Here is a 12,226-nt window from a genome sequence, read left to right on the forward strand (position 1 = left end):
CCTACATTCCACCGCCCCCGACAGGATCGTCCAACCCGGTCAGCGCTTTGACGCCGAGATCCCCTCCACGCGCCCACACACATGCCGGGAGAGCCCGCTTCTCGAGCGTGCGGCAGGGCACCATGGCTGCGACGATCTCCTGGCGGTCTGCGCCGGCGCCATCGCGCAGTTCCGCGAAGTGCTGAACCGGCGCCTGCGGTCGCGGCCCACTGACTACCTCGTGTCCTTCCGCGCCCTGCTCTCGGCCGAGGCGGAGTACCACTGGGCGGCTGTCCTGGGCGACTTCAAGGATGACTTCTATCCATCGGTCGGCCGATCTTCACCGGCAGGGCTTCCAGGTCGGCGACCATCGGGTCCAGGTGGTCGGCGTGCATCCGCGCCGACGAGCGGGTCAGCCGGTTCCTGATCTCCACTCCCAGTTCCCCTTTCAGCCCCAGCGTCCTCGTTCGGTGAGCGTGATGCGTCGCCGCACCTCGGTGAGCGCGACATTGGCCAACTGGACGACGTGGAAGTGATCCAGGACCAAGGTCGCGTCCGGCAGCGAGGTGCGGACGGCGGCCTTGAAGACGGTGCACATGTCGATGGCCACGGTGTTCACCCCGGACCGCCACGCGGCGGACTGCTCGTCCAGCCAGGTCGACACCGCGGCGGCATTGCGGCCCTCGACCTGCCCGAGCAGCCCCGCCCCGCCGGTCAGGTCGACCATCCACACCTGCCACCGGTCCGCGATGACTTCTGACGCGTCGGCGCCGTCGTCCCTGGTGACCAGGCGGAATTTCGCCTTGCCGCGCCGGGTCTTTTTGATGCCCAGATGCTCAACCGTCGGCGTGACCGCTGGCAGTGCGGCCTTCGCGGCAGCGGTGAACGCCGCGTTCGCGATCGGTCAGGACACCTCGAAGTCCCGCGCGGCCTGCACCATGGTGCGCCCGTCGTCGACCACAGCCGACCCGATCGCGGCTCGAGACCTGGCCGTCAGCCGGTGGCGCGGCGGTATCGACGGCAAGGCCCACGCCCGGATCCGCCGCCGCGGCGAACGCGCCGTCGCCACCCTCAAGAGCTGGAAAATCCTGACCAAGCTGCGCTGCAGCCCCTCCCGGACCACCGCAATGGTGCAGGCCATCCTCGTTCTCCACCGCGTCGAAAACCCGACCTACCAAGGATGAGAGACGCTCAGCCATGCCGACCGACCGTGGTGATGAGTTTTCGCGCCCGCACCCGTCACACCTACGACGGGACACGACGAGGCGGAAGGATGACGTGATGAGCGCGGACACACGGCTGGAGGAGCTGGACGTGAGCGGTCTGGGCGAGGTCGACGAGCCGGCGTTCTCGGGGCTGGCGGAGCGGCACCGGCGGGAGCTGCACGTGCACTGCTACCGGATGCTCGGGTCGTTCGAGGACGCCGAGGACACCGTGCAGGAAACGTTCCTCCGTGCTTGGCGGCGGCGGGAGACCTTTGAGGGGCGGTCGACGTTCCGGGCCTGGCTGTACCGGATCGCCACCAACGCCTGCCTGGACCTGCTCGCCAAGTGCCGTCCGGAGCCTGCGACCGGCGGCGAGGTGCTGTGGCTGCAGCCCTACCCGGACCGGCTGCTCGACGAGCTGCCCGCGGGCGACGCGGACGATCCGGAGACCGTCGCCGTCGCGCGGGAGACGATCGAGCTGGCGTACCTGGTCGCAGTCCAGCACCTCGCGCCGCGCCCGCGGGCCGTGCTGATCCTGCGGGACGTGCTCGGCTGGCCGGCGAAGGACGTCGCGGAGCTCCTCGGGAACTCCGTCAACTCCGTGAACAGCGCGCTGCAGCGGGCCCGCGCCTGCATGCGGGGGCACCTGCCCGCCGAGCGGCAGGACTGGACCGGCGGCGAACAGGACGCCGGGACGCGCGAGCTGGTGCGCCGCTATACCGACGCCAGCGTGGCCACGGACGTCGACGGGCTCGCCGCACTGCTGCGGGACGACGTCCGCTGGTCGATGCCGCCCACGCCGGGCCTGTACATCAGCCGCGACGCGGTGGTGAACGAGTGGGTCGAGAGCGGCTTCGAGGGCATGAAGGGCCTGCGCGCCGTCCTCACCTCCGTGAACCGGCAGCCCGCCGTCGCCTTCTACCTCTGGCGGAAGCGGGAGGGTGCGTACCTGCCGCTGACGATCGACGTCCTGCGTGTCACCGGCGGGGCGATCACCGAGATCGTCACGTTCCACGACGACCAGTTCCCGTGGCTCGGGCTGCCGGAGCGCCTGCCGGCGGACGGCACGGAGTAGTCCCGGTGTGGACGTCGCGCTGCGCGGTGGCGCGCGTGTCGCGGTGGTCGCGGCGCAGTGGCGCGACGCGTTCGGCGTCGTCACCCGCGGGCGGGTGCAGCTGGAGCTTCACGACGGCGAGCAGGGTCGGTCCTCGGACGCGACGCCGGGTTCTGGCTCCGCGGCACCGGCGTCCGCGCCCTGCGGAACCCCGGCCATCGCACGGCGAGGGTGCGCATCGTCACCCCCAGGGCCAGGACCGTCACATGCCAGTCAACACCCTGTACGCCACTTACCGAATGATGGAGGAACGACATGAACAGCATGAATGACGCTGGGGTCGTCGCAGGTCCGGCATCGGGCCGGACCAGCCACACCCACCGACTCCGCAGGCTCGCCGGCACCGGCTTCATTGCCACGCTCGCGGCGATGGTGGCCACCACCCTCGCCGCGGCGCTTGCCCAGGCCGTTGGCGTCGACTTCCAGATCCCCGATGGTGGCGAGACGATCCCGTTGTCCGGGTTCGCCGTGGTGACCGGCTTATTCTCGGTCGTGGGCATCGTCATTGCCGTCGCTCTTCTTCGTTGGAGCGATCGCCCCGCCAAGCGATTCGTGTGGACGGCAGTGTCGCTGACCGTGATCTCGTTGGTCCCGCCTCTCCTCTCCGGGGCGAACACCCCCACCGCCGCCGCCCTCCTCGGGCTACACCTCGTCCCTGCGACGGTGATGATCCCCACCCTGGCCCGAAGCCTCCGCACCCGGACCGATTGACGATCCCGCAACGGAACAATGCGCGGCGCAAGGGCGTGCGCGAGCGCACCAATGTGGCCCCCGGTGCTGCCACCCTCCATTCCGGGTTGTTTTTCTTGGTCGATTCGAAAGCTGAGTCGCGCGTGCGAAGAAGCACAGGGCACCTCGCGGGATGAAGACCAAACGCCACCCGCGTCTGTCGGGGCGAACCGGGTACCCCGGTCGCGTTTCACCCTCGCCGACCCCGCCGTCGCGCCTCCCAGGTGGATTCGGCTCCTGCGCGGCGGCTTGAGCGGGGATCTACCCTCTCTCGGGTCGACGTCAGGCTCAAGCCACACCAGGACACGCTCGCAGCCGAGCCTGACACCTACGCGTGCGGGGGCTGCCATGCCGTAGCCGGCGGGGCAGGGAACGCTGATTGTGACGTGGGAGGTTGGATAAGGCTCACTCTGCGATGACACCGCCCACGCCCGCCCCGTCCGCGGTTCCTTGGAAGGTGCGGTTCCAACAGAGCGCACTCATCATCCGAAAGATCACCCCGCCCCACGAATTTCGGAACGATCGATCCGCAGATGAGCCACTCGACCCATCGGACAGGCCCTGGGCCGGGGCCACGTCGAGCAGGTCCAAGAAGCGCGGGAGGTTCTCGGCGAGGGCCAGGTCCATCCGCTCTAGCCGGGTGGGGTGGGCGGGTCCGCGTCGGCGATGGCGAGCTGGTCGGTGTGGCCGATCTCGGCGACGACCGGGGCCTGTCGCCCGCGCCCGGTGCGTCCGCCGGGGGTCCGACGCCGGGCGGCGAGGTGACTGCGCGGCGGGTGGCGCGGTGACCGGTGGCACGTCGCCGCGCAGGCGGGACTCCGAGTAGCCGCGAACTGCTACTGGGGGCGGCGAACGAGCTCTTCAGCGGGTGTGGCTTGGACCAGACCACCACGCGCGGGATCGGGAAACGCGCGAAAGTTGCCCGGTGGTGACTGCCCGCTCCTTCGGCGACAAGAGCGGCGTGTCCCATGGCCGTCCTGCACTCGGGACGGGGGACGCCGCTGTGGCCGGAAGGGCCTGTATCTCCGCGACGGCCGGGTGATGGTGGAATGGCCGACGTCGAACGGCAGCTTGAGAGCGGCGCGCGGAATGTCGTGCCGGAGATGAATGAGCGTGGCCACCAGCCGAGTCGACGAAGACCCGCTGATGCCTGGTGCCGGCACCTGCCGCCGGGTCGTGCCGTGCCGGCACGGCTCACGGCGTGTTCGGCAGAACCGTGAGCCGGCGCTAGCCGAGTACGGAGAGCAGCTGGAGGTTGGTGTGGCTCTCCGTTCCAGGTATCGCGGTGTACACCAGGAGCCGTTGGGACTGGTCGGGGTCGACGAGCGTCTGACAGTGCAGCTCCAGCAGGCCGACCTGCGGGTGCTGGAACCGTTTGGCCGCACAGGAGGGCCCGAGCACCGGGTGCTCGCGCCACAGCGCCGCGAACTCGGGGCTGACCTGCTGGAGTTCCTCCACGAGTGCGCCGGCGCGCGAGTCACCTCCGTCGCGGGTGTACGTGCCGTACAGGTCCGCCACCATCAGCCGGCTCTGCTCCGGGACGTCGCTCTCGGGCACGAGGCGGGAGGCTGGATTGGTGAACCAGCGGTAGTGCGCGCTGCGGTCCCACTCGGTGTAGGCCGTCTGGTCGCCGAGCAGCGCCACGGCCGGGCGGGTCTGCCGCAGCGTCTCGCCCAGGTGGTTCATGACCAGGGCGGGCGTGTCCTCCAGGCGGTCCAGGATGCGCATCATGCCCGGGTTGATGTGGTCGCCGCGGCGCACCCTGCGGGGCAGGGCGTGGCCGGCGAGGTGGAACAGGTGGTCGCGCTCCTCCAGCGACAGGTGCAGGCCGCGGGCGATCGCGGCGAGCATCTGCTCCGAGGGATGCGGACCCCGCGGTTGCTCCAGCCGGCTGTAGTAGTCGACCGACATGTCGCACAGGGCCGCCACTTCCTCGCGGCGCAGCCCGTCGGTACGTCTGCGCCGCCCGCGCGGCAGCCCGATGTCCTCCGGCTGCAGTGCCTCCCGGCGTGCCCGGAGGAAGGCCGCCAGCCCGGCTCGGTCCGCCATGTGCCGTCGCGTCCTCTCGTTTCTACGTTGTGGGGCACCGGCCGGTCCGGACCGGCTGCCCGGGGCGTGGGCCGCCCACTGCGCAGGGTAACTCCGCGCCGCCGGCCGTCCCGGGGTGGCAACGGGGGCCGTGGACGCCCACCGGGCTGTCCGCTGCCCCCGTTGCCACCGGTCAGCGGGTGATCGCCTTGGTCTCCAGGAACTCCTCGAGACCGGCCCGGCCCATCTCCCGGCCGTTGCCGGACTGCTTGTAGCCGCCGAACGGTGCCTGGAAGTTGTGAGGCCCGCCGTTGACGTCCACCTGGCCGGCCCGCAGACGCCGGGCGATCGCCATGGCGTGCTCCTCGCCGCCGGTGACGGCGCCGTTGAGGCCGTAGATCGTGCCGTTGGCGATCTCGACGGCGTGGTCGTCGTCGGTGTACGGGATCACCGCGAGGACGGGGCCGAAGATCTCCTCCTGGGCGATGACCGAGTCGGGGTCGACGTCGCAGAAGATCGTGGGCCTGACGTACGCGCCGGCCTCGAATCCGTCCGGGCGGCCGGCGCCGCCGACGACGAGCGTGGCCCCGTCGGCGATGCCGCGCCGGATGTAGCCGTCCACGCGCTGCCGCTGGGTCTCGGAGGCGAGGGGGCCGATGCGGGTGGCCTCGTCGGCCGGGTCGCCGACAGCATAGGCAGCGGCGGCGGCACGCAGCTTCTCGACCACCGTCTCCTGAAGGTGCTCGGGCACCAGCATCCGCGAGTAGGCGCCGCAGGCCTGGCCGCCGTTCGCCCACGCGTAGGCCAGACCGCGGGTGACAGCGAAGTCGAGGTCGGCCTCGGGCAGGACGATGTGGGCCGCCTTCCCGCCCAGTTCCAGCGCGACGCGCTTGACGGTCCCGGACGCTGCCGCGGAGACGCGCCTGCCGGCGGCCGTGGAGCCGGTGAACGAGACCATGTCGATCTTCGAATGACGGGAGATGGCCTCGCCGACCACCGGGCCGGTGCCCTGTACGACGTTCAGCACGCCGTCCGGGAGCCCGGCCTCGGAAGCGATCTCCGCGAACATCCGGGCGCTGAGCGGGGAGAGCTCCGACGGCTTGAGGACCACGGTGTTGCCGGCCAGCAGGGCCGGGACGACCTTCGTCACGAGCTGCTGGAGGGGGAAGTTCCAGGGTGTGATGGTGCCCACGACGCCGATCGGCTCCCGGATGACCAGCGAGTTCTCCACCTTCTCGGTCCACTCGAACCGCTCGGCCGCGACGATCGCGGCCTGCGTCGCCGCCACCGGGAAGCCGGCCTGCGCCTGGCGGGAGAAGGAGATCGGGGCGCCCATCTCCAGGGTGATCGTCGCCGCGAGCTCCTCGGAGTGCTTCGCCATACCCTCGGCCACCCGCCGCAGCACGGCGATACGGTCCTCGGGCGAGGTCGCCGACCAGGCGGGGAAGGCGGCGAGCGCCGCGTCCACCGCCTGATCGACGTCCTCGGGGGTGCCCTGGGCCACGGAGGCGACCACGGAGTCGTCGGCGGGGTTCACGACGTCGAGCAGCGGCCCGGAGCCGGGGACTGCGCGGCCCCCGATCCAGTGCGACAAGGCTGGGAAGGGAACATCGGAGTTTTCGTTCATGCCGCCAGGAAACAGCGGCCGCCGCGCGGCAGCCATGTTCGGCCATACCCATGATCCGGGTCACTCCCCAGGCACCCGGGGAGTCCGGCACCTGGACACTCACGGACTCTTCGTGCGGCACGGGCCGCGCGCCCGGCCGTCCACGTCCCGGGCCGGTGACGCGGCCCTGCCGCACGTGACACCACCGTGCTCGCGTGACAGCCGCGCGGCGAGGCTGCGATGGTATCCGCCGGCCTGGTGCAGCGCCTGCAGCGCCACGGCCCCGGCCCTATCGCGCGGTTCTCGTCTGGGGCCGCCGCCGTTGGCGCCGCGCCGGTCACTGGTCTTGCTGCTGGCCGCCCCGAGCAGCCCGGTGGGAGTTCTTGAACGGGATGTTCAAGTCACCGGTGATGGAGCGGGTAAAGGTCGAAGTTGCCGGTGATGTCATGGGTGTAGAACCAGTGAGCTGGCGCAGGCGCTGCTGCAGTTCCACGATCTGCGGGCCGTTGTCGCTGCGGCGCAGCACCGTGACGGTCTGGCTCGTGTGAGCCTGCGGTGAACTGACCGTGCCGGCGGTATGGACCGTCGGCACGCGGTTCGGGGCTGCCGGCTTCGACGCCGAGGGACGCGCGTGCTTCGGAGCGGACGGCTCGGTGGACGCCGACGCGGAGTCCGGGGTGCGGCCGGACTCGTCCGGCGCGTTGGCGCGTCCGCCCTGCAGTGCGGTGTCGCGGCTTGGCTCGTCCGGGGTGAACAGCCCGCTCGTGTAGCTCGCGGCGGCGGCCGCGATCGCCGCGAGGATCAGGGCCTGTCGGCGTCGGCTCCTGGGTCGGCGCCTCTGCGTCCTGTGGGAACTTTTGCGAGAAGGGGGGCGCGACGGCGACAGCGGCCGGTTCGGCCCGGTCGTCGGCGGTGGCGACGGTTCCAAGAGCGAGGGGGGCGCCTGCGGCGTACGGCCGTCCACCACGTTCATACCCGAGGGGGCGGTCGCAGAAGGCGCAGTGGCGGGGGCCGACGGCGTTGCGTGCTGTCCCGGAGCGGTGGGGCTCTGGCCCGAAGGCGGGTAGGAGGGGAGCTCTTGCGTGCCGGGCGGTTTTGGCAGCTTGACGTAGATGTATGGGCGGACGCCGAGCGATTGGAAGTCCTCCGGCGTGGCCGTTTCGGACGGTGCGGCGCGGCGGGCCGTGGTAGCCACCTGCTGAGTGCACTGACAGGCGTCAGTGCCCCCCGCCGCCCGTTCAGCGGAACACCTCGAACACCTTTGCCGATTCATATGCGAATCCTTCCCCCTGTAGACGCCGACGATCATGCAGCGCTCGTCGCCGATCCACTCGGCAATTCCGTGGATCCATGAGGGCTCAACGGGCCATTACTTGACACACTGATAACGACAGATGGCGCGAGAGGTCTCAGAGTTCACGGGAAGGCGTCATGAATTGCGGATGCGCGCGCCGTGACCGACCCGCCCTTTGAGCAGCCAAGACCGACTGTTGGCTTCGCGCGCGCTCGCGCTCATGTTCGACCTCGTGGGCGGGGTCGTGTTCGGGCTTACGGGCCAAGATGAACGCTGGAGCACCCCGAGCCCAAGATTGCGCTGGCCGATACGGCGCCGAGTGACCGTGGCACCTGATGACCTTCCTCAATGACGCGCATGAGTGTCGCGGTGTGGTGCGGCAGGTCGGAGCCGTGAACCAGTTCCGACGCATTGACCTGCAACGGGACCTTGCCCAGCAACCTCGGCCACCGACCACGTGATCTTGAACCGAAACGCCGGCCCGACCAGACCGGCTGGTCTCGCCATCACCAAGGCCTGACGGACCGCGGATGGCAGGTCGGCATCATCAGCGTCGACCCCCTTGCTGCACGCCTGTTGGTGACGAGCCCCGAGACCGGCGAGAGCTGCGAAGTGGACGTCCTGAAGGAGAACTTCTGGGCCTCGCCGGCGCCCACCGAGCACGGCCCGGTCTTGGCCATCGACGACGTCATCGGAACGAAAGTCCGTGCTCTGGCCGATCGCGGCGCCGTTAGAGACCTCATCGACGTCCACGCCGCCACCGCCAGCCACACCATTCAGGATCTCGAGCGGCTCGGCAATCGGCACGGGCTCGGCGAATTCAGCCTCCATGACCTGCGCGAGCGCCTTAGCGGTGCAGAGTGCTTCGACGACGACGAATTCGCAGCTTATGGCCTGGCTCCGGGGGAGACGTCACAACTGCGCATGTGGGCTCAGCGGTGGGCCTGACCTTGAGCAGCGGCTGGCAATGGATACGGAAGATCACGACGACTGACGAGGGCTCAGCAGCTCCCGGACGTCTTCTTGGATCGGGTCTCTCGGTCGGAACTGCCAACTGGCCGCAGTGACGGGGATCTCCGAACCGCAGTTCCGCGAAGGCCTTGAGATCGACGCGCCTCAGGCCTGCATGGTGAGCTGGGACAGGCCGGTGCGGACAGCAGCGGCAGTCTCGTCGAGCTCGTGTCTGTCCCGTGCTCGCCAGTGCGCGTCGATCCGAAATCCGTCATCAGCGAATCGCGGGAAGACATGCAGGTGCACGTGGAACACTTCCTGGAAGGCGGCTTCACCGTCAGCGAGGAACAGGTTGACTCCATCGCACCGCAGACCTGATCGACGCAGCGCCCGCCCGAGCCGGTGGCCCAACGCCCATACCCGGGCTCCGACGATCTCGTCGAGATCCTCCAGCCCTACGGTGTGGACTTTGGGGACGACGAGCAGATGGCCCGGAGTAATGGGCTGGAGGTCCATGAAGGCCATCACCGACTCGTCTTCGTGAATGATGCTGGCCTCGGCCTGGCCGCGCACAATCGAGCAGAAGACGCATCCGTTCTCTGCCACAGCCCACCTCTCGTGTTCCCGAAGCGCCATATGCACCCACGACGTCAGATTTGGTGCGCACACGCGGGCGAGTTCCGCGCGCCGCACCAAGCCGCACCGCAGGTGCACCATGATGCGCGCACGCACAACCGCGTCAAGATCCGAGTGCGGAGGAGCGTAAACGTTACACGGCTCTGAAGGGCGGTGACTTGCGCGAGAATCCCAACTCCGTTGCCATAGCGCGGACTTGGTGGCACAGGACTGTCAGTCGCGGGGTTACCTTCGTGGATAGGCGCGCCCCCGGTCGGTGGCGCGTCCGGTTCGATGACCGGAATTTCTCTCCTCCAGAGGGGTATGCGGGGTACCCCTCGTCCCTGATAAGGAGTCGAAAGGCACATGGTGGATTCATTGCTGGCGGGCAAGAGCGCGCTCATCACCGGTGCGGCGCAGGGCATCGGCGCAGCGATCGCGCAGTTGTTCGCCGCGCAGGGCGCCAAGGTCGTGATCGCCGACATCAACGAGGACGGCGGGAAGGCAACGGCCGCCACGATCACCAAGGACGGCGGGGAAGCGCAGTTCGTTCGGGTCGACGTCACCTCGGCGGCCGACCTCGACGCGGCGGTCCAAGCGACAGTTGCCGCTCACGACAGGCTAGACATCGCGATCAACAACGCGGGTATCGAGGAACAGGGCGGCGCGCCGCTGCACGAGCTCACCGAAGAGACGTGGGACAAGTTGGTTTCGGTGAACCTCAAGGGCGTCTGGCTGTCCATGAAGGCTGAGATCACCCAGATGCTGGCCCAGGGCGGGGGGACGATCGTCAACATGGCTTCCATCGCCGGGATGGTCGGCCTGCCGCTGGGCATCGCTGACTACTCGGCGGCCAAGGGTGGCGTGGTCGCGCTGACGCGCACGGCGGCCATCGAGTACGTCAAGCAGGGCATCCGCATCAACGCCGTGTGCCCGGGTGTCGTTCGCACCGCGCTGCTCGACCAGGCGATCAACGCGGGCATGTTCACCGAACCGGAGGCGGCCGCGCTGCACCCGACCGGTGTGCTGATCAATCCCGAGGACGTCGCCCAGACGTTCCTGTATCTGGCCTCCGACGTGTCGAAGCACGTCACCGGGCACGCCCTGCCGGTCGACGCGGGCATGTCGGCTGGCTGACGCCTGACCCGGCGCTAGTCTGGGCCGGCGAGCACGTTCCCTCTGTCCGCACCGAGGACCATCCGGTCACCGGACATCTGCCGCCGCTGACCACAGTGGAGGAGATGAACCAGGTATTGGCCACCATCTAGCACCTGACCGCGCACGAGGCCGCCCCCGCCGAGCGGGACGCGGACTACGACCGGAAGGCCGCCCTGCTGGAGCGCATCGCCGCTGAGGACGACCGGCCCGAGGCCGCCGAACAGGCCGCCGACGCTCGTACCCGACCTGCACGGCTTCGGGACCAGGCCGACGTGGTATGAACGCCCTTCCTCAACATGGACTACCGGGCCAGAGCGGTGAAATGTCGCCCTGGCCCGCGGCGTTCATCAACCGATGCGTTCCTGACGCTCGGTTAGGTGATCGTTCATGACACCTCCTCCTAGGAGCCGGCCTGCTGGCACAGCTCCACCTTGGCCGCCGTTGATCGGCCAGCCTGCGTGTGCCAGTACGGATGGGAGGCGAGCTGGCCGGAGAGATCCTGCAGCCGTCTGCGTAGCGCTGTGGTCTGGGGAGGTCGCCAGGCGAGCGTCCCGCCGGAGGTGGAGGCGGAGCTGTTTCGGACCGACCCGCTGCCCGAGCAGTTGAAAGCAGGGGACATCTGCCGGGTCGGAATGCCGCCGACCGTGGTCCACGTGACGCCTGTGGACCACCACGGCCCTCCGCTGGAGACGGGCTGGCTACCGTGCCCCCGGCTGACCGCGGCCGTGCAGCGCCGCGGCTTGTCCTACCGGGGGTTTCCGGACAGCAGCCATCTCGACGGCACGGGTTATTCCATTCATCCGGGCGACAAGACGCCGTTCACATTTGAGCTGTTGATGCGGCCGTACGCGCTTCTGTGGCCGGGTGACGAGGTCGCCGACGCCGGCGGGCGGGCATGGCGATTCGACGGCCCCCGGGACCGGACCGCCTTCGACGGAGCCGGGCCTGGCGCGGGCCCCGAGTGGCCGCTCGTTCTGCTGACCCGGTCCGGGGCGCCGTGCTCCGCTGCGGATGCGGAGGCAGTGGTCGCAGGGACGGCGACGAGTTCCCACCAGGAGACCGTCCGGCACTGGACGTTTCTCACCGAGGCTCCGCCCACGCCCTACGTGTTCTGTCCACAGAGGTTGGTGACGCAGCCAAACGGAAAGGTGCAGAGACTCCGGGGTCGCGCTCTGCCCAGGCGCCGCGCTCGAAGCCCCGGGAAGGCGGCGTAGTGCGTTGTGGTCCCGGCAGGGTTACCAACCTCAGCCACTGTCACCAAAGTAAAGATTTGACGTCGGCAAGAGCCCGGTTGTCACACTCCGTTGGTCTCGTCGGTCCATCCGAAGAAAGGGATTGCCGCTCGCAGCACAAGCCGGCAATGGCCCGTGACTCGCTGACAAGGACAACACATGACTACTGAGTCCGCCGAGACGAGCGGAACCAACCGTCGCACGTTCCTGAGACGCGCGACGGTCGCCGCGGCAGTTCCCACCGCCGCCTCGCTGCTCGGCGGCCTGCCGGGCACCGCTGCCGCGGCCGACCTGCCCCGCCTTCCCGACTACGCG

General features: G+C 69.4%; 11 protein-coding genes and 2 pseudogenes. 6 read left to right on the plus strand and 7 right to left on the minus strand.

The genetic code is table 11. The features are described from left to right. Positions 1-284: 284 nt before the first annotated feature. Both ACWDA7_RS44345 and ACWDA7_RS44350 read right to left on the minus strand, forming a co-directional pair. Complete coding sequence (locus ACWDA7_RS44345; RefSeq protein ID WP_450612757.1) at positions 285-413, minus strand: hypothetical protein; 129 nt, start codon at positions 411-413, stop codon at positions 285-287. A 14-nt stretch (positions 414-427) separates the two neighbouring features. Then, complete coding sequence (locus ACWDA7_RS44350) at positions 428-706, minus strand: transposase (protein WP_450612759.1); 279 nt, start codon at positions 704-706, stop codon at positions 428-430. Between the two features lie 295 nt (positions 707-1,001). Here ACWDA7_RS44350 and ACWDA7_RS44355 point away from each other — a divergent pair. From ACWDA7_RS44355 to ACWDA7_RS44365, 3 genes and pseudogenes are all read left to right on the plus strand, one after another. After that, a pseudogene (locus ACWDA7_RS44355) lies at positions 1,002-1,163 on the plus strand (IS5/IS1182 family transposase); the annotation flags it as partial. A 97-nt stretch (positions 1,164-1,260) separates the two neighbouring features. Beyond that, positions 1,261-2,259 (plus strand): RNA polymerase subunit sigma-70, encoded by a 999-nt coding sequence (locus tag ACWDA7_RS44360; RefSeq protein ID WP_450612761.1) that lies wholly within the window; start codon positions 1,261-1,263, stop codon positions 2,257-2,259. Between the two features lie 294 nt (positions 2,260-2,553). Beyond that, positions 2,554-3,009 (plus strand): DUF6069 family protein, encoded by a 456-nt coding sequence (locus tag ACWDA7_RS44365; RefSeq protein WP_450612763.1) that lies wholly within the window; start codon positions 2,554-2,556, stop codon positions 3,007-3,009. 424 nt (positions 3,010-3,433) lie between these two features. Here ACWDA7_RS44365 and ACWDA7_RS44370 read toward each other — a convergent pair. After that, positions 3,434-3,535, minus strand: a pseudogene (locus tag ACWDA7_RS44370) (IS5/IS1182 family transposase); the annotation flags it as partial. Between the two features lie 283 nt (positions 3,536-3,818). Between ACWDA7_RS44370 and ACWDA7_RS44375 the strand changes: the two are divergent. Further along, positions 3,819-3,959, plus strand: coding sequence for a TetR family transcriptional regulator (locus tag ACWDA7_RS44375; protein ID WP_450612765.1), 141 nt, complete (start codon positions 3,819-3,821; stop codon positions 3,957-3,959). Positions 3,960-4,254: 295 nt separating this feature from the next. Here ACWDA7_RS44375 and ACWDA7_RS44380 read toward each other — a convergent pair whose 3' ends face one another. The 3 genes from ACWDA7_RS44380 to ACWDA7_RS44390 all read right to left on the minus strand — a co-directional run bounded on the left by ACWDA7_RS44380 (position 4,255) and on the right by ACWDA7_RS44390 (position 7,253). After that, a complete protein-coding gene (locus tag ACWDA7_RS44380) occupies positions 4,255-5,076 on the minus strand; it encodes a helix-turn-helix transcriptional regulator (protein WP_450612767.1) in 822 nt (273 codons plus the stop codon). Positions 5,077-5,248: 172 nt separating this feature from the next. Beyond that, on the minus strand, positions 5,249-6,682 hold the full coding sequence (locus ACWDA7_RS44385; RefSeq protein ID WP_450612769.1) for an aldehyde dehydrogenase family protein: 1,434 nt from the start codon (positions 6,680-6,682) through the stop codon (positions 5,249-5,251). A 316-nt stretch (positions 6,683-6,998) separates the two neighbouring features. Continuing rightward, entirely contained in the window at positions 6,999-7,253 is a 255-nt protein-coding gene (locus ACWDA7_RS44390; RefSeq protein WP_450612771.1) for a hypothetical protein, read from the minus strand. Positions 7,254-8,384: 1,131 nt separating this feature from the next. Between ACWDA7_RS44390 and ACWDA7_RS44395 the strand changes: the two genes are divergently transcribed. Further along, the gene (locus ACWDA7_RS44395) at positions 8,385-8,903 is read left to right on the plus strand and encodes a nucleotidyl transferase AbiEii/AbiGii toxin family protein (protein ID WP_450612773.1); all 519 of its coding nucleotides are present in this window, start codon (positions 8,385-8,387) and stop codon (positions 8,901-8,903) included. A 168-nt stretch (positions 8,904-9,071) separates the two neighbouring features. Here the strand turns inward: ACWDA7_RS44395 and ACWDA7_RS44400 are convergent, their stop codons facing one another. Next, positions 9,072-9,638 (minus strand): HIT family protein, encoded by a 567-nt coding sequence (locus ACWDA7_RS44400; RefSeq protein ID WP_450612775.1) that lies wholly within the window; start codon positions 9,636-9,638, stop codon positions 9,072-9,074. Between the two features lie 249 nt (positions 9,639-9,887). Between ACWDA7_RS44400 and ACWDA7_RS44405 the strand changes: the two genes are divergently transcribed. Next, entirely contained in the window at positions 9,888-10,658 is a 771-nt protein-coding gene (locus tag ACWDA7_RS44405) for a glucose 1-dehydrogenase (RefSeq protein ID WP_450612777.1), read from the plus strand. Positions 10,659-12,226: the final 1,568 nt, after the last annotated feature.

This window comes from Streptomyces sp. NPDC001156, from assembly GCF_053598275.1.

Coding starts and splice junctions, on each gene's coding strand:
- ACWDA7_RS44350 (WP_450612759.1), bottom strand. CDS start 706: ATGGTCGACCTGACCGGCGGGGCGGGGCTGCTCGGGCAGGTCGAGGGC.
- ACWDA7_RS44360 (WP_450612761.1), top strand. CDS start 1,261: ATGAGCGCGGACACACGGCTGGAGGAGCTGGACGTGAGCGGTCTGGGC.
- ACWDA7_RS44365 (WP_450612763.1), top strand. CDS start 2,554: ATGAACAGCATGAATGACGCTGGGGTCGTCGCAGGTCCGGCATCGGGC.
- ACWDA7_RS44380 (WP_450612767.1), bottom strand. CDS start 5,076: ATGGCGGACCGAGCCGGGCTGGCGGCCTTCCTCCGGGCACGCCGGGAG.
- ACWDA7_RS44385 (WP_450612769.1), bottom strand. CDS start 6,682: ATGAACGAAAACTCCGATGTTCCCTTCCCAGCCTTGTCGCACTGGATC.
- ACWDA7_RS44405 (WP_450612777.1), top strand. CDS start 9,888: ATGGTGGATTCATTGCTGGCGGGCAAGAGCGCGCTCATCACCGGTGCG.